Annotated in this window: 12 protein-coding genes; 3 read left to right on the forward strand and 9 right to left on the reverse strand. The window is 50.2% G+C overall.

Translation table 11 applies throughout. From position 1 onward, the window contains the following. Positions 1-299 precede the first annotated feature (299 nt). On the forward strand, positions 300-2534 hold the full coding sequence (locus tag BLR08_RS16555) for a helix-turn-helix transcriptional regulator (protein WP_072332683.1): 2235 nt from the start codon (positions 300-302) through the stop codon (positions 2532-2534). Positions 2535-2591: 57 nt separating this feature from the next. Here the strand turns inward: BLR08_RS16555 and BLR08_RS16560 are convergent, their stop codons facing one another. The 8 genes from BLR08_RS16560 to BLR08_RS16595 form a co-directional block, all read right to left on the reverse strand. Beyond that, positions 2592-4175 carry an extracellular solute-binding protein gene (locus BLR08_RS16560; protein ID WP_072332680.1) on the reverse strand — a complete coding sequence of 528 codons (1584 nt, stop codon included), beginning with the start codon at positions 4173-4175 and terminating at the stop codon, positions 2592-2594. Positions 4176-4233: 58 nt separating this feature from the next. Continuing rightward, positions 4234-5121, reverse strand: a complete 888-nt coding sequence (locus tag BLR08_RS16565) for a carbohydrate ABC transporter permease (protein ID WP_072332677.1) — start codon at positions 5119-5121, stop codon at positions 4234-4236. A 42-nt stretch (positions 5122-5163) separates the two neighbouring features. Continuing rightward, positions 5164-6144, reverse strand: coding sequence for an ABC transporter permease (locus BLR08_RS16570; RefSeq protein WP_256257692.1), 981 nt, complete (start codon positions 6142-6144; stop codon positions 5164-5166). A gap of 242 nt (positions 6145-6386) precedes the next feature. After that, positions 6387-6809 carry a DUF3995 domain-containing protein gene (locus tag BLR08_RS16575; protein ID WP_072332674.1) on the reverse strand — a complete coding sequence of 141 codons (423 nt, stop codon included), beginning with the start codon at positions 6807-6809 and terminating at the stop codon, positions 6387-6389. Further along, positions 6806-7522 carry a TetR/AcrR family transcriptional regulator gene (locus tag BLR08_RS16580; RefSeq protein ID WP_256257691.1) on the reverse strand — a complete coding sequence of 239 codons (717 nt, stop codon included), beginning with the start codon at positions 7520-7522 and terminating at the stop codon, positions 6806-6808. Before BLR08_RS16580 ends, BLR08_RS16575 begins: the two co-directional genes overlap by 4 nt. Positions 7523-7599: 77 nt before the next feature. Further along, on the reverse strand, positions 7600-12873 hold the full coding sequence (locus BLR08_RS16585) for an S-layer homology domain-containing protein (RefSeq protein WP_072332672.1): 5274 nt from the start codon (positions 12871-12873) through the stop codon (positions 7600-7602). 65 nt (positions 12874-12938) lie between these two features. Continuing rightward, complete coding sequence (locus BLR08_RS16590; protein WP_072332670.1) at positions 12939-13547, reverse strand: TetR/AcrR family transcriptional regulator; 609 nt, start codon at positions 13545-13547, stop codon at positions 12939-12941. A 93-nt stretch (positions 13548-13640) separates the two neighbouring features. Further along, a complete protein-coding gene (locus tag BLR08_RS16595; protein ID WP_072332668.1) occupies positions 13641-14117 on the reverse strand; it encodes an NAD(P)H-dependent oxidoreductase in 477 nt (158 codons plus the stop codon). Between the two features lie 81 nt (positions 14118-14198). On the opposite strand from BLR08_RS16595, the gene BLR08_RS16600 reads away from it, so the two are divergent. Beyond that, positions 14199-14855, forward strand: coding sequence for a transmembrane-type terpene cyclase (locus BLR08_RS16600; protein ID WP_090586258.1), 657 nt, complete (start codon positions 14199-14201; stop codon positions 14853-14855). A 290-nt stretch (positions 14856-15145) separates the two neighbouring features. Further along, positions 15146-15406 carry a hypothetical protein gene (locus BLR08_RS16605; RefSeq protein WP_072332666.1) on the forward strand — a complete coding sequence of 87 codons (261 nt, stop codon included), beginning with the start codon at positions 15146-15148 and terminating at the stop codon, positions 15404-15406. Positions 15407-16818: 1412 nt separating this feature from the next. On the opposite strand, the gene BLR08_RS16610 is transcribed toward BLR08_RS16605, so the two are convergent. Beyond that, positions 16819-18114, reverse strand: a complete 1296-nt coding sequence (locus BLR08_RS16610) for a phage tail spike protein (RefSeq protein WP_256257690.1) — start codon at positions 18112-18114, stop codon at positions 16819-16821. Between the last annotated feature and the right edge of the window lie 362 nt (positions 18115-18476).

The raw sequence follows: 18476 nt of genomic DNA on the forward strand, positions 1-18476 counted from the left end.
GCCTCTTGTTCTCCACTTGTTCCCTACGTTAGCGAATTTATCCCGTGTTGAACATCATCGCTATTCGATAAGTTCCGCCGTTTTTACACAAATGGTGAAAATGGTGGATGAGGTTGAAAAATGGTCAGAAACCACGGGGCGCGAGTCCGCTAGCCTTTCAACCCCGGGGCTGCGGACAACCGTACAAACGAATGCCCCGACTCTCAAATAAGCGTAAAAAGTTAAAATACGATGATATCCCGAAGCGGTCATTCATGGTTTAATTAGAATGACACCTACCCATGACAAAGGAGAACCTTATGTCCTTCAGGCAAACTCTTAGTAAAATAATGTCCGGTTTGAGGCTCAAAGAATATACGTCCTCACTGTTCATCCGCCTGCTGCTCGGATTTACGGTTGTGATCTCCTTCATGGTTTCATTTATTTGGTACTCCGTCGTGTTCTACAGGGGCAGCCTGGAAGAAGAGGTAATTAACCACAACACGTTAAACCTGCAAAAAACATCGGAAAATTACGATCGCCTGATCGACTCCATCCACAGCTCCATTCTCACCTTTTCACTGGAACTGGAAGGCACGCAAGACGAAGTTATCGATTATTCCCATGCCGTTTCGACCATGAAAAAGATCAGGCTGCTCGTCTCCAACCGAGCGTTGTACTTGGATAACCTCCTCCTGCTAAGCAAGGATTCCGGCTTTGCCATCGAAAAAGGCCGAGGCTCCGATATAGAAACGATGTTCCGCCGCTACTATGCGAGTCCCGATTATAGCGTCGCCTTCTGGCAGGATCAATTCTCGCAGCCGGATAAATTCCGGTTGCTTCCCGAATCCGTCTTTGCCGAGCGGGATGACTTTGGCTGGACGGAGGAAAAAAAACTGCTCCCCATCATCATGAGAAACGAGGGGCTGCCGAACTTTTATTTACTGGCCATGGTTGATGCGGATCATATGTATAAGGAACTGGGTCAGTCGGTGAACGACTACTTTTACATTCTGAATGAACAAGGCCAGCCGATTTACAATTCATCCAAGCGTGCCGATATCGCCTTTCCGAAGTTCCCCGGTCCTTCCGGCCATGTCATGAAGGACAACGTTTATTACTTTTACAAAAAAGGCGAGAACGGCTTAACCTACGTCCATCTTCTACCGGACAGGAGCATCTCGGGTCAGGTTCGCTGGAATTTTTCGTTCGTGCTGCTCCTTGTTTTGACCATAACCTTCAGCGTCATCGTCTCCCTGCTGATCAGTGTCCGGCTTAACACACCGGTAAAGCGTATTATTCATGCCATTCAGATGTGGAACGTTCCCTTGACTTTGGAGAGCGGGATCAAGGAATTTAACATCATTCATGACAAAATCAACGATATTTTACAGACGAATCGCGATATCCATCAGGACATGTCCAATAAAGAATCCCTTCTGAGATACTACGCTTATTCGAATATGTTAAAAAAAATACGCTTCCAGGACGGAAGCGACTTGGCCAGAGTCACCGAGGATCGCTCTTTCGTGCTCCTCTTGGTTCAAGTCAGCTATAAATCCAAGCTGTCTCTGCTGAATGTGCAGGAGGAGAGGGCGACCTCCTTCATACGCGAATATGTCAACCGAATTATTGCCCAGACGTATGCCGATTCCATCACGTTCCAAATGGAAATGGATCAGATTGTCTCGATTGTGTTTACGGATAAGAACGATCCCCGAATTGCCCAAACACTGGAGCAGGTTCATCATATGCTCGAAACGGAAAGTGAATACTGCTTCTTCACCCTGACAGCTTCCGGAGGAACGGAGGATTGGAATGAAGCCTATCAGACCGGTCTCAGCCAGCTGAAGAGGAGGAAATTCGGCTGCGAAACCCAAGTTGTTACGGCAGACGGCACTCAAGACGAGGATGCCGGGCTGTCGCAGGCCCAAGAAGAAGAATTGGACGCCAATCTTTACAGCGGAAATGCCGCCCCTGCCCTCCAGCTTGTCCGTCGGGTGCTGGGCAAAATGAGCAAGCGCGGACAAAGCGCACAAAGCGTTCTTCATTTTGCGGAATCCGTTGTCCTGCGTACGCAAAAAAGCCTGCAGCAGCGGCAAATCGAGCCCGAACCCGCAAGAGTCGCCCTTGCAGACTTGCAATCCTGCTATACCTACGAGTACTTGGATGAGATCCTGTCCTCGATGATGGAGAGATCGTCAAAGCTTGTCCGGGAAACCGTAGAGAAGCGGGATCATATCATCGACTTTGTATATGATTACCTAGAGCAGCATTATGACAAAGATATTACGCTGGATTCCATAGCCGACAAGCTCAACATTTCCCGCGGCTACTTGTCCAGATACTTCAAAGAGAAAACTGGCGAATACTTCGTCGACTACGTCAATTCCGTAAGAATCAACAAAGCGAAGAAGCTGCTGCTTCATCCCGACATTCGCATCCAAGATGCCGCGCAGTCCGTCGGCTACCAGAATATTAACTCGTTTAACCGGATGTTCAAGAAACTCACAGGCATCACACCCACTGAATTCCGAAAAAATGAGCTTCATTAAGAAAAGCCGGCTACAGGTCCATATCCTGTGCCGGCTCTTCTTTCCCCAGGCAGCGGCTTATTTCCACTCTCCCGTAGTACCTGTTTCTTTCATCCGCTTGTTCACCTCGTCGATGACCTCTTTACCGCCTTTTTTCATAAACTCATCGACCATCTTATCCCAGCTGGAGATCGGTTCCTGGCCGACGATCATCTTCGTTTGCCAAGCCCGTGTAATCTGATTAAGCTCCGAGCCCTTGGACATCAGCTGTTCGGAAGAAATCCGGTTGATCGGGTTGACGTAGAACTTCGTCGTTTTCAAATGCTCGACCGTGGCTTGCGTGTAGCTCCTGGCGAGCGGGTTCGTGTACAGCTTCCACGGCTCAGTCGCTTCATCGCTCGGCGCCCAGCCCGCGATCTGGGTATAACGGGTTGGTCTGATGTCCGAAGCAGGGAAAGGCTCCGGAACAACCGTGTTGTTTACCATCTTATAGCCCTTGTTGACCCCTCCGTTAATCCAGTCAAAGTCGGCATGCTGCGGGTTGCGCTCGTCAACGGGAATGAAGGTACGGAAATAGTCGAGGAAACCGAGAATCCGCTTGACTTTGTCCGGCTCGTTTTTCAGCTTGGCATTCAGCATCGTTACCGTGTAAAATCCGGATTGCATCAAGAATCCTTGCTGTCCGTCAGGTTGTTTAAAAGCCGGGATCACTTCGAGCTTGGCGCCCGGCGATTGCTTCAGCAAGGTATCGAAGGCACCCTCATCGAGACCCGTCACCTGTTCATACCATATGCCAAACTTACCGGCGTAAAAGTCCTTGCGGACATCCAGCACCTTGGAAACGGCCCAATCCTTATGGATCGCTCCTTCCTTATACAAATCCGCCAGGAACTGCGTCTGTTCCTTGAACCCCTCCGATATCGTTCCCGGAATCAACTGCCCCTGTTCGTTTTTGTGATACCATCCTGAATCCCAATAGGCCCCCATGTGGGCTCCATAGGTGATATCCTGGGAGAGCCCGAACCCGTAGGTATCGTTTTTGCCGTTCTTATCCGGATCGTCCCTCGTAAAGGCAATGGCGACCTTCTTCAATTCCTCATAGTTAGTAGGCATCTTGAGACCGAGATTATCCAGCCAGTCTTTGCGGATCACGGTCTTCTTGCCGTACTTCGCAGGAGCATAGTTAGGAATCGCATAAATTTTCCCGTTATACGTGACAGCATCCCATACGTTCTTGGGAACTGCCTTCAATGTAGGATAGTCGTTGATGTAGTCATTGAGCGGAAGAAAAGCCCCCTGCTTAACCCATTTCATAAAACTGGCGTCTACGTTCTCCCACCCGATTACATCGGGCAAATCTCCGCCGGCTATCACGACCGGCAGTTTGCTGCTGTACTCGGCATATGGAACAAACTGAGGCTTAAGATCAATATTGAACTTCTCATTGATGCTCTTAAGTCCCCCTCCGTCTGCGCTCACCGGCGGAGCCCAAGTCCCTCCAATGGTTGAGATGGTGAATTTCTTCGAATCCTCATTGGCCGCCCCTGCCGGGGCGGGCGAAGGGCTTTGGGAAGCACCGGTTTCCGTTTGCTGGTTGGATGTGCATGCGACCAGGCTCCCTGCCACAGTCATTGTAAGACCGATTGCCAGTAATTTCTTCATGTTACCCCTCCAATTTGTCTTTTGGCATACCTTATCGTTTTTCGTTCGCAGTCCTCTATCAGCCTTTTACAGATCCGAGCATCACCCCTTTCGCAAAATGCTTTTGCAGAAAGGGGTAGACGATCAAGATCGGCACAGTAGCAAATAGGATCGCGGCCATACCAATCGTCTCGCCGGGAGGCTTATGCTCGTTTTGGGCCGCATCGCGGGCGGCCGAGGCGAGAGAATCCGAGACGTCGTTCAAAATGACGATTTGTCTAAGAATAACTTGTACCGTATACTTGGCCGGGTCATTCAGATACAGAATCGCAGCGAAGTAAGTGTTCCACTGTAATACGGCATAAAACAATCCAAATGCGGCAAATGCCGGCTTGGATAAAGGAATAATGATTTTCGAGAAAATTTGCAGATCATTGGCGCCGTCGATTAAAGCCGCTTCATTCAATTCGCTGGGAATATTAAGAAAGAACTGGCGAATGACAATCAGGTTGAACGGATTGATGACGCTTGGAAGGATCAGTGCCCAGTAACTGTCTATAAGTCCCGTGGCCTTGACCATTAAATACGTCGGGATCATCCCGGCGTGAAAGACAAAGGTAAACACCACGAGAAGCAAAAACACCTTTTGCCCCCAAATATTCCGGGTCAGCGCATAAGCCATTGTAGCTGTAAAAAACAAATTAGCCAAGCAGCCAACTACCGTTATCAACACAGTGACTCCAATCGAACGAATAAATTCCCGGGAGCTGATAATGTAAGCATAGGCGTCCGGCACCCAGCTCTTGGGCCATAAAACGAGCTCGCTTATTATATATTCCTCGTAGGAAGTAAAAGAAACGACGAAAATATAGTAGAAGGGGAAAAGCATCAGCAGCGCTAACACGCCGAGCACTCCCGCATTGATGATATCGCCCAATCGTTCTAACCACGTTTTGTGATGAACCATGGAAACCACCTGCCTTTGTCATATCTAAGAAATGGCTTTGCCTTAAAATACACCTTCATCTCCAAATTTCTTCGCAAGCCAGTTGGCACTTAGAATCAAGATAAATCCGACCACGCTTTTGAATAAACCAACTGCCGTTCCGAAGCTGAAATCTGCCTGTTGAATCCCTTTGAAGTAGACAAAGGTATCCAGAACATTCCCGACCTCCATCGTAAAGGGGTTCAGCATCAGGAAAATCTGCTCAAATCCGGAATCAAGCACCGTGCCGAGCCGCAGGATAAATAAAATAATGATCGTGCTGCGCAAGGCAGGCAGTGTGATATGCCAGATTTGCCTCCACCGGCTCGCTCCGTCCACAACGGCTGCCTCATACAAGCTAGGGTTCACACCGGCCAGAGCCGCCAGGAAAATAATTGTGCCCCAGCCTGCTTCCTTCCAAATGACCTCCAGAACGATCAAGGGCATAAACCATCCCGGCTGCTGGAGAAAGGAGATCGGTTCTATGCCAAACAGCGGCTCGATCAGGCGGTTTACAAGCCCTTCCGTCTTTAGGAAGATGGTCATAATGCCGATGACAACAACCCAAGATAAGAAGTGGGGCAAATATAAGATGGATTGTACGACCCGCTTATACCTCTCATTTTTCAGTTCATTCAGCATAACGGCCAACACGATGGGAACGGGAAATGCAAAAGCAATTTGTAAAAAAGATAAAAAAATGGTGTTCCACAGCACCCGAATCACTTCTTGGTCGCTGAATATTTTATTGAAATGCTGCAATCCGACCCATTCGCTGTGCAAGAAGCCTTGAAACGGGCTGTAATCCTGGAAGGCGATGATATTCCCGAGCATAGGCACATACCGGTATACAATAAAGTAAAGCAGCCCCGGCAGCAGCAGCAAAAATAAATACCGCTCTTTCCACAACCGGTTTCTCAGCTTTGTTTGCCTAAGCGTATTTGGAGTAATGGAAAGGTTGGGAAGTGCCCCTTGCGCGGATGTAACGTCCTTTTGATTCATCATCTTTTTTCTCTCCTTTTCTGTATGCTGAAGGTTTACGCACGCTTCCCTTGTTCCCAATCTTATCGAATCAAAAATGAGTTGAGTATCGCCGGTATTGATTGAGCTTTGCAAATTTCACACTAAATAATGAAAATGGTGAATGAGTGACATAAATGAACAGTGCCTGTAAGGCAAAATAGGCTCTTCTTAACAAAAAATGAGGGCAGACGATGGTAAACATCGCCTGCCCTGCATACGCTTCATCATTTGTTCGCGAGGAAAATGAAACAAATCCCTAGGAAGAGACACAACGGGGAGTATAATAGGGTATCCCACTTGGCGAATAGGGTTCCTTGCTGTTTCTTAAAGAACCCGACCCATCGAAAATCCCCGGCCGCCCGTATGATAAATACAGCTGAGAGGACCCAGCCTCCAAAACCAAATAACCAATCAGGGAATAGCTGCCGCCCGGCGACCCCGCCGAGCTCCAGCACGAACCATCCGGCTAAAGCCAATGCCCCGGCCACCACGCCTGTGGCTACAGGCGTCGGTCGAAACAGTAATTCTGACCCCTTGCTCGGAATTGCCGCCAGAGCTCCTCTTGTTCCACCTGCCATCCAATACAGATGGATGCCGCTCAACAGAAGCAGAATTCCCCCCACCATCCAAGTCAGCACATTTATCATCGTACTCCCCCTTTAAATCCGAGCAATTGTACCCATAGCATGTCAATATGCCTGTTTACCTCTTCCTCCCCAACCGGCTCGTATTTGGATCGTTCATACCACCCCAAATAATAATGGTAGAGAAGAGTAGACTTATGCGCGGCAGCTTCAGGATTCATGCCGGCCTTCGTGAAAAGCTCCTCGGCGTATTTCATTCTCGCCTGCTCGATCGTTTCAAGAATCGTATGAAAGGCAGGGGAATCCTTGCTTGCCTTCCTTAAGTAAAACAAAAAATCCCCCTTGCGGGTCGCAGAGAACATCTGAGTCAGCAGGTCCGTAATCTGATCCTCCGGCTTCTCATGTACCGACGAGGTTTGGATCACTTGGTTCGTGGATAGTTCGGCCCATCGCTGCACCAAGCGCGTAATAAATTCATGCCGGTTTTTGAAGTACCAATAGAAGCTGCTCTTGCTGCAGCCTAAATCAGCTGACATTTTCTCGATAACCAAGCCATCTGCTCCGCTTTGCGCAAACTGCTCTATTCCTTTTTGAATCCATTGCTCTTCCGTAACGATAACTTTTGGAATGATGTCCACCTCCATCTGTACGATAACGTCTATAAAAATAATAATACAGATATTGTAAACAAGCAATATCTGTACGATATCGTTCAGAAAATCAACACAACTCCGGACTTGTATCGGCAGCATGTGCAGCACAAAAAAAGCACCCATACACGAGACACTTTTTAAGTGTCTCGTGCACAGGTACCCGTTTGTCTGCAAATCTCTCCTTTTGCAGCGCTATTCCATTACTTCGAGAGCAGTCGCTGCAGCAGCACGACCGCCTCCGCTCTTGTCGTAGAAGCTTGCGGCTCAAACCGGTTGCCTTCCTGACCCTGCACCAGTCCGGCCTTGCGGGCCGCCTCGATATACGGTGAAGCCCACCCGCCTATCGCCTCATCATCCGCAAATGTCGTCATAAGCGCAGACGCCGGCAGGCCGGCGGCTTTGGCGATCATGACAGTCGCCTCCGCGCGATTGATAGGGGCCGCAGGACGGAAGGTATCGTCCGGATAGCCGGCAATGACGCCCGCTTGCACGGCTGCCGCCACTGCTTCCTTCGCCCAATCGGGAATGTCGCTCTGATCCTGGAAGCGCAAGTCCTGATCATTCTGCCACCGCAGCGCTCTATGCAGCATCAGCGTGAATTCAGCCCTTGAGACCGCCGCGTCCGGACGGAAGATACCGTTCGGATAACCGTCGACCAGCCCGTCGGCCACACCCTTACGTATCGCCTGTTCGGCCCAGTGCCGGTCAATGTCGGTCAGAATCGGCGCCGAATCGGGCTCTTTGGCCGCGGCTATCGCCGCAAACTTCGTAAAATGGTCGGTTTCCCCCGTCAATACGCCACCCTTAACCGTACCTCCGAGTGCTACCCATTTTTTCGCCGTCTCGTCATAATAGGCCAGCACTGGCTGTCGATCGCCATTCCGTTCATCAGCTGGCAATGTCAGACTTAGACGAACCGGAATCTGGAAGGCCCCCGCAACGTCCTTGGTCAGCTCATACACACCGCCAAGCCGTGGTTGTCCTGACCCAAGCAGGCCCACAGCTTCGTCGGTCAGCTGTTTCACGGTGATCGTGGTCGCCTGCTTGATGGCTCCGGCCGGGACGAACAGCTTCACGCCCTTTATCTCCAGCGTGTAGTCATTGCCGGGCAGCAAGTAAAACTGACCCGGAATGTTTTGGGGTCCGCCAGTATCCGTCCCGGATGAAGACGGAGAATCGTCGGGGTAGGAGCCGATATTCGTTATTTCAATCGTCTTTACTTGCTCGTTGCCGGCTGTATCCGCCGCATAAATGGTGTAGAAGCCATTGGTGGTTACACGGAAGGCACCCGATGCAGGCACGTCCGCGCCGACAGCCGCCACTCGGAAATCCTCCACATTCAGGGAACCTGCCACCCACCGTAACGTTTCTATTTGATTGCCTGCAGCATCTCGATCCGGACTTGCCAGTACCGTTATACTGACACCGGTTTGATAGCGCTCCTTCGGCTCGTAATCCAGCGAGATGCGCGGCCCTCCCGTCACAATATTGGCAATCGCGACCGTCTGAAGCTGCTCATTGCCCGCCGTATCGGCGGCGTACACCGTGTAGGTTCCGTTGTCGGCCACATGGAACGTTCCTCCGGACGCTACGTCGGTGCCGAACGCCGGGGACGAAAAGTCCGCTGCCGTCCGTTCGCCTGCCGCCCATTTCAATACCTTCAGCCCATTGCCCGCTCCATCATCGTACACGGACGCTGTTACTGTAACATCGACTCCGGTCCGCACCGGCGTCCTCGGACTGTAGTCCAGCGTGATCGTCGGCTTGGCCGTCACGTTATTGGCGATCGTGATCGTCTGGAGCTGTTCATTGCCCACTGTATCAGCGGCATACACCGTGTATGTTCCGTTGGCTGCGACATGGAACGTTCCTCCGGCTGCTACGTCGGTGCCGAACGTCGGAGACGCAAAGTCTGCTGCCGTCCGTTCGCCTGCTGCCCATTTCAATACTTTCAACTCATTGCCCGTTTCTTGACCGTACACCGACGCCATCACCATAACGTCGACTCCGGTCCGTACTGGCGTTTTCGGACTGTAGTCCAGCGTGATCGTCGGCTTGGTCGTCACGATATTGGCTATCGTGATCGTCTGGAGCTGCTCATTACCCGCCGTATCGACGGCGTACACCGTGTACGTTCCGTTCTCGGCAACATGGAACGTTCCTCCGGCTGCTACGTCAGTGCCGAACGTCGGAGACGAAAAGTCCGCTGCCGTCCGTTCGCCTGCCGCCCATTTCAATACCTTCAGTCCATTGCCAGCTCCATGATCGTACACCGACGCTGTCACCGTAACATCGACTCCCGTCCGTACTGGCGTCTTTGGACTGTAGTCCAGCGTGATCGTCGGCTTGGTCGTTAGGATGTTGGTGATCGTGATCGTCTGGAGCTGCTCATTGCCCGCCGTATCGGCGGCGTACACCGTGTATGTACCGTTGGCTGCGACATGGAACGTTCCTCCGGGCGATACGTCGGTGCCGAACGTCGGGGACGAAAAATCCGCTGCCGTCCGTTCGCCTGCCGCCCATTTCAATACCTTCAGCCCATTGCCCGCCCCATCATCGTACACGGACGCTGTTACTGTAACATCGACTCCCGTCCGCACCGGCGTCTTCGGACTGTAGTCCAGTACGATCGTCGGTTTGGTCGTCACAATATTGGCGATCGTGATCGTCTCTACCTGCTCATTGCCCGCCGTATCGGCGGCGTACACCGTGTACGTTCCGTTGTCTATTGCCGTAAATACAGAAGCGGTAACCTCGGTTCCGGCACTGCCAAAATAGGAAGCATCCCTGATGCCTGCCGCCCATTTGAGGGAAGCCAAGCCTGTTCCCGTTCCGTCCGCATGCACAGATACGTTCACGGCTCCGTTCGTTGGGCTTGTTGTCTCTGGCGTCAACACTATATTCGGCTTGACTCCGTCGATAACAATTCCGCTCGTATCCGGCAGCGGCGCCGGAAGATTCGGCGAGACGGCTTCGCCATTGGCTATAATCGACGAGGCCGCCGGTACGGTCAGCGATGCACCGGGCACAATGCCGCTGCTGCTGAGATCGCCCTCCTGCACCGTGTAGCGGAAGCTCAGCATCTTCGCGTCGCCCCCAAGCTTCCCGTTATAGATAGCCGCTGCCGCCGGGCTTCCACTCAGCCCGATCGGCCATACCGGCGGTTGGGCCGAATCGACCTCGACGGGAAAATCATAGGCCGCGACAAAATCCAGCTCATCGCCAATCCCGTACACGCCGCCTAAGGGAACCTGCACAGATTGAACCGTCGGTGAGGGAACGTTAACCGTTACCCGGTAAAGGCCGGTCGCGCCGGTCGCTCCTTTCACAATGACTTCCACGGTTTGCTCGCCAAGACCCAAGCCGATGTTCCCGGTCGTTCCCGGGACATTATTGATCGTAATGGTCTGGCCGGCAGCAGGAGCGACCGTTATGTTCGCTTGGGGAACAGGCGCGGTTAACGTCACCGTATAGATCCCTTTAGCCGGATCGAAGGCAGCAGGGCTGACCGTTACGACTGTTCCAGGCGCAGTGATCGACAACCCGAGCGGACTTACGGCCGCATAGCTGTCATACGGCATCGGATAGGTTGTTCCTTCGATGATTCCCCATCTTTTGCCGCTGCCAAACTCCCAGACGGAGCTCGGATAGCCGATATATGTCGCCTTCTGCATCATCTCCACGGTCGTTTTTGGCGTTCCGCCTCCTGCTGAGGAAGACTGCCCGCTCTTCTCGCTATCCCAGAACGAATGCGTGACCGAACCGTCGGCGGGACCGTCGGCGATCAGTCCGCCCGTGTAGCCTGCCGGAGCTGCTACTACTGCCGCCGAATACGACTCGTTTACATGAGTCCCAGGCTCCGCGGCCCCGATCAAGCCACCCGTATAGCCCGAGCCGGACACGGCGCCTTGCACCGAAATTCCGCTGACCGAGGTAGCGTCCGCATAACCGATCAGCCCTCCGACACGAGATTTACCGGAAATAGCAACATCCAGCAAAGCGACATTTGCCAAGTTTGCTCCAAGGGTAGAGCCGAACAACCCGACGTAATCGTCTCCTGGACGATCGATCTTCAGATGAGCGATCGTGTGATTGTTCCCGTCGAAAACACCCTGAAACGGCACAGCGGCGCTGCCGATCGGCTTCCAGCCCGCGCCTGCTGAGAAGCCCGACAGGTCGAGGTCGGCTTCCAGCTTATACTCGTGATTCGGCGCGTAGCCTTCAGCCATATTGCCAATCTGGGACAACTGGTCGGCCGTCGTGATCCGGTGCGGATATTGCGCAGTCCCGTCTTCCCGATAAACGGACAGCTTGTAGATCGCTTTAAGCCTCGCCGGGTCGGCTGGATCGTTCACTTCGATATTAAAATCATTTTGCCCGGGGATGAGCATCAATGTTTTCGAGACTCCTCCTCCATCAACGGAGACGGTAGAGGACGGGCTAAGCGGATTGCCCGATACGACGATGCGATCGGTCTTGTAACCGACCCGCACCGAGTACGCGCCGTAATCGCTGGCAAATTCGCGGTCCAGCGACTGTTCAGCATCGTCGCCATCCTTAACGGACAGCGACGCAAGCGCCACCCTCTTATAATCGGCATAGTGGAGCGGATAGGTCGATTTCTGAACCATGCCCCAGACCGGCTCGGCCGATTCAGTGCCCGTAAAATCCCAGCCTGCAAATGTCGTCTTCACCATCAGCTCGGCCATTGTTTTCCCCGTTCCGCCCGATGAGCCCGCCTGCCCGCTCGTCTTCGTGTCCCAATAAGATGACGTGATGGACGCCCCGCCTAACTTCTGGCCGATCAAGCCGCCGGAGTAGGAGCCATTTGCGACTGCAGCCGCCGCATAGGAGCGGACAATCACACCCGAACTGTTGCCGGTACTGTAGCCGACCAAGCCGCCAAAACTGTCGGAGGAGGAAGAGGCGATGACCAATTGCCCTTTGGCATAGCTGTCATAAATGTTGGTTGAAGCGTTGTAGCCGACCAGAACACCAGCTTTTCCTACTCCTGTAACCGTGCCCTCGGCGGATGATGTCTGCAGAAGCGAGGAGACCATCATACCTGCAATTCCCCCAACGTATGTGCTGCCTTTTATGTCGATGTTCGTCAAATGCATATTGATGATCGTCGCACGGTCCGTATTTTTGAATAACCCGACTTCGTTATCGTTGGGTCTGTCGATCCTCATGTTGCGGATTGAAAAGCCGTTGCCGTCCAATTTCCCAGTGAAATTGGCAATCGGCTTCCACCCATCCCCGTCGCCGAAGTCGTACGACGCCAAGTCGATATCCTGCATCAGTCTGTAATTGCCCGATAAATTGCTCCGAATATTGCTCAATTCCGCAGCGGTACGGACTGGCGTCCATACCTCTTCCGCGACAGCCCGGTTAATGGGGAACATCCAATTGGAAAAAATGAGTGCTGCGATTACTAATACATGAAGATAAGAAACGGTGTTAGTTTTGGACATCTAAACCGGGCCTCCCTAATTGAAAAAACTAAGCACAATTGAAAGCTGCGCTATAGCGAACAGTTTTAGCGCAGCAGCTTAACCAGCCCCTGAACGAGCACCCGATGATCCGCTTGCCCAAACAATGCCGAAATAACGGAATACCCCTCGTTAAACGCAATGATTTGCATCGCGATCAGGCGAGAGTCCCGTTCTTTCTCAATCCAGCCCTGCCCCTGCAAGTTCCGGACCAAATTTTCGATCCCGGCTATCCATTGGCCGTATTTCGCTCGGAACGCGCTCAGTATATCCGGGTCGCGTTTCGTCTGTTGGTAGAAATCAGCCAGCGCCACAATCCAGTTCTCGACGCCCATCAGCTTATTGCCGAGATTGGTCAATGTGATCACGATGACCTCCTCCAGCGTCGTAGTAGTCGGACTGTAGGCCTTAGGCACATCCGACCATCCCTCCGTGATCTCCAGCTGATAATCCAGCACCTGCAGAAACAGCTGTTCTTTAGTCCGAAAATGGACGTAGAACGCTCCGTTCGTATGCCCGGTACGCGCCACAATATCCGCAATTGTCGTCGAGGCGAAGCCCTTTTCGGCAAAACATTTCATCCCTGCATCCAGAAGCTGGCGATAGGTCGCCTCCCTTTTCAGTTGAAACTTCGTTTTTTTCGTTTGCTCTTCCAACAAGCACATCTCCAGTCTTTGATTCACTCAATTACATTCATGTATGTATGTAATTCAATATAAGGGGATATCTTTTGACCGTCAAGATTCCTTTTATCCGTTTTTTTGCCGTGCAGACAAAAAGTGTTCATCCACCAGCGGAATAGGCTGCCGGTATACATCAATTTCTGTAACAGACGCACTGGGATGCAACAAACGATAAGCGTTCACTAAACAGCGGCCCACGGTCAAGCTATTAGAATTTCTCTCACTCTTCGGATTCGCCGTAATGTACAGGATCGATTTCAACATGATCACCTCTGGTTTATTGTTCGTTACAGCAGCGAAATCAAGGAAATTCCTATGAACGTACAGCCCCGCTCCCATTGATTCATAAAGGCTTTGCGCCGCCTGCTCCACCCCCCAAAGCAGCGTCACCATGGCAAACAAGAAGGTTGCTGTAATCACAATCGAGGTATCTTCCAAGCCCAGCCCCAGGTTATAGCAAACAAGAGCCAGCGCATCGAGAATACTGACGATGACGATCAGGCCTGCGTTCTTCTTGTCTGGAAATTCGACTATTCCTTGCAATCAATTGAAATGCCAATCATAATTTTATCAAACTCCGCGTAAGATGTATGGAGCTTGTACGAAGGATGTGAGAGGCCAAATATGATGGAACATCTGCTGCCTGTACAAATCGAACGTTTACTGCAATATGGAATTGGCCTATTTTGGACCCTTACATATATATTAATTATTTATAAAGGTTATCGGGATCGTACCTGTGGAATGCCCTTTTTTGCACTTTGCGCTAATATCTCATGGGAATTTTTATTTACCTATTTATTCTCATTCGGATCACTTCAATTCATAGTTGTGCTGGTATGGTTCGTTTTGGATTGCATCATCCTTTTTCAGTTCATCCTCTACTCAAAAGGAGATTCTACAGTATCAGGACGCCTCTATCGTATGATGCTTCTTCCGTCTATCGCCTTCTTCTTTGTTCTACATATTGCAACTGCTTTCGAATTTAATGACGATGTAGGAAAATATAGTGCATTCGGTATTAACCTCATGATGTCCCTTCTCTTTGTACGCATGTTCATTAAACAAGGTACGGACGGTCAATCCATATGGATTGCTTACTTTAAAATGGTCGGCACTCTGAGTGCATCCATCTTGTCTTATTCTCTTTACCCGACATCCGTTTTGTTGGCCGTACTTTCTATCTCAACTTTTTTGTTAGATGTCATCTATATCCTCCTGCTTAAAACGTATACCGTTAATGTGATTCATAAAAAGAAAAGTGGGCTACTTTCTAAGTGATATTCGGCGGATTTACTGACAAAACATGGGATAGTAATCACCAACCCTGGCTAGTTTCCTATGCTATACTTCGTCGATGACCATATTGGCGGTTCAAGATTACGCCGTGCTCATCCTACTACGTTCCGTTCCGCACGTTCTGAACCCCTGTCCGAAGATAAAGCCACACAGGCATCTACGGGTGTAGTCACAGTTTTGATGTCACCTAAGAGGACGCCTCGTAGAGCCATGGTTAAACCTCCAAGGTTCGTATATAATGTTACTATCGGGAACGAATGGGGGGAGAACACATGCGAAAAATGTCACTTCCAGAGATTCAAAGCAAGCTTTTGAGAAGCAATCCTGATGTGAACCTCGCTGTGGCAAAGTTCAAAGAAAAGACAATCGAACAAGGTTGGTCCTTATCCCGTAATCGCCCAAGGTCTTCTGACGAAATTAAAGCTTTGAATTATATGGCAAGGTATACCTTCCAAGAAGGTCTGCGATCAGGCGCCATTGTTTATGATAAAGAAAAGAGGGTGCTTTGGGTTGAGCAATATGCAAAAAGCTAAAGAAGCCCTTGAACGGCTATGCCACACAAGACATTGATTTTGTTATGGATGGATATGAATTGGCTGGAGATATTCTTTCTTCATTAGACTTTACTAAGTTGGGGAAAAATTGGATCCACGTCAACCTAGGGATCTCGGTAGAAATCCCCTCAAACTACTTAGCTGGAGACTATAATAAAGTAACCGAGCTTCCCGTAGCTGACAAACTTGTTTATGTAATCGGAAATTAGGATATCATCCTTGATCGTTTACGTGCCGCTGTTCATTGGAAATCAGGCGAATCTCGTGAATGGGGCTATCGCATGCTTCTTATGTATTTCGAAGATTTAGACATGTTTGATTTATGGGTCGCAGAAGCCATTCAAGAAAAAGCCGAAATAAAAAATGATACTGAAAAAGGCACCGACCCAAGTTAGGTCAGTGTCTTTCACTTTATGGAGATGAGGGAAGTTTTGACATGTTAATCCTACTTACACAGATGCCCACTCACCGACGACAACCTTAGCGGTACATGTCTATACCGATTTCTTACCCCACAAAGTGACGAAACACTTCGAAGCTTATTCCGGATACTTTGCGGGGACCCCAAGAATCCAATTACGTTCCGCTCCGCGCGGTCTGAACCCTTGGGGATTCGCCTCCCCTTCCGTATCTCCATACAAAAAAGACACCCTCGCGGGTGTCTCTTTTTTTGTATGGAGACGAGCTTACACTACTGGAAACCCTGTCGGCAACTTACTCCCGAGTGTAGCTCATTTGAGATCGAAACGCAACTGGCCTTCCACCCGGACCGGCAATATTTTGTATACCGGGTTTATGTTGTACTTGTCCTGGAGATTTTGAAAATGTAATCGCTAATTTAGCCAAACCTTAGTAGTCTCCTCCACCTCTACTTTGGACAAATAACTGTGTAGTCACACTTGCAACGATTCTCCCGAGGTCATTTGGCGTAATTGCTATGGTGTGATTTCCCCTTGTAATTCTCCCGCTGCTGTCTTTTGCTAGATACGGTATTAGGTCAATGTCGTCTGCGCTTATCGATGAAATGGGAACAACACTTCCATCAACCGATATTATTACCTCTGTAGGCACTGGACCTTCATATATCCCATACTCGATTGGATGCGTGTGCTCGGGAAGTTGATGCGTATGCTCCATGCCGTGTGTGTGAGTTGGAAGCGAGTGAGTGTGCTCCATGCCATGTGAATGGTCCGTAGTGAACAAAGAGAAGTCATATATTTTATGGTAGTGATTCAGAGAACCTCCTGCTCCGTCTTCTGCCTTAATAAAGCTTTTGAATGAAGAGAGAATTGTAGTGAAATCAACAGACCCCCTAGTACCGAACGAAAGCGTTTCGCCTCCTCCGCCTGATGTCGTTGTAGAACTGCTTGATCCCGACGTGCTCCCACCACCTAAGGCAGTTGTGCTCGTACTACTTGCTCCCGACGTATCCCCACCACCAGCTGCCGCACCCGTGGAATATCCCCTGAAGGGTTCGCACTGGTAGGAAAAAGCAGTTTGTTAATTCGAACCGCCTCTGCAGGAACATTGAACCGAATCACAGCCGGATGCGTTGGGTCGCAATTTTCTGCAAAGTCCCTCGTGTCCAGGTTCGTAGCCCCCTGTGCATACACCTCCTGTACTCGTTGGCGATCCGCAAGCTGGGCGAATGAATTTGCTATGGTCATCACTTTATTTGCGATCTCTAACTTCACGCTGCCCGGAGACCCATAGATATCAGGCCTATTACGGATGACAACTCTGGCCACAATGTCCATCCCCAATTGCTCGTCGATCACACGAACTAGAGCACCTGCCAAGAATCGGTCTAATGGATCCTCGGTAAGCCTATAAATCTCAGCGCCATCCACGGAATACGTTACCCGCGGCAGCTTCATAACCTCCAGCCTCGCTTGAGCTGCAGCAAACAACATCTCTGCAGATTCATAACGCCTGTCAGCCCACACACGGGAGATGATTCCGTATTGCGCCTGCGTGTCCGCATCAATGTAAGGTAAGCCTGCTGGGTTCACATCCTTGACTGTCAACTGATTAACGCCCTCACCGTATCCGAGCGGATACAACCGTGTGCAAAGATCTCGTGGCTCCTCTTGCTTTGTGATCCCGATCAAATTCTTCCCGTAACGGATATAACAGCTCTCTTCTTGGTCCGGCTCCACTAAATTCAAAGTCCACGGATAAGTTGATGTGTCCCACGTCCACTGGTAAGCCTGGTCAAACGGTCGCGAGACCGAGAACAAGGCTGCCAACAAATTTTCGTTCTCCCACTTGTACTCGAATTGCCTTGTAAAACTGACGCTGCCCAACTGCCAATGAGAAACAGCCTGATTGCTGAGTATGTATTCCAGGACATCATCTGTAGGATATCCCAACCCGCCAACCTGGTGATACTGAAAGAGCACGTCATCGATTAGTGTCCCGAGTACGTGCTCACATTGATAAGTTATCGTATTCCCGTTGCCGCTGCGTGTCGTGTCGATCGGCAGGATGCGGAATAGGTCAACTCGCTCCTCTCCATCGTATATCTCCACCAAACGAAACGGCTGGCATTCTGCTGTCTTTGGGTCATTAGCAGGCAGGCTAAACCATGCCGATCCAAGTCCGTTGAACTTTTCCTCGTAGCCAACAGCGAAGGCATTTTCGACGTAGGCTATGAGTTGCATAGACTGATCATATACTTTGATCATTTCAATTCATCCTCCAGACATGTATAAAGCCCCCGAATGGGAGCTTATTGTATAAAATGCTTTTTGTGCTGCTCACGTTTTAACTCAGCGTTTGATGCGCAAAATGGTCTTTCTGCGCAAAAAACCATAGTTCTAGAGTATCCTTAATACTTTCCGCTCTATATCCTGCAACATTAGAATCACCTCGAATAAAGTGTATGCGAACAAAAAGGGCACATCAAATAAAATTCAGTGCAATATTTTTGAATAATCTTAGTAGTAGTCATATCACCGTGTATCTGTTAAACTATATGCCGACATAATTTTATAATTTTTCTCGTTATAACACATCAATAGTGAATAACTGGTTCTTAAATAATTAA

This window comes from Paenibacillus sp. cl123 (assembly GCF_900101595.1).
Classification (GTDB): Bacteria; Bacillota; Bacilli; order Paenibacillales; family NBRC-103111; genus Paenibacillus_G.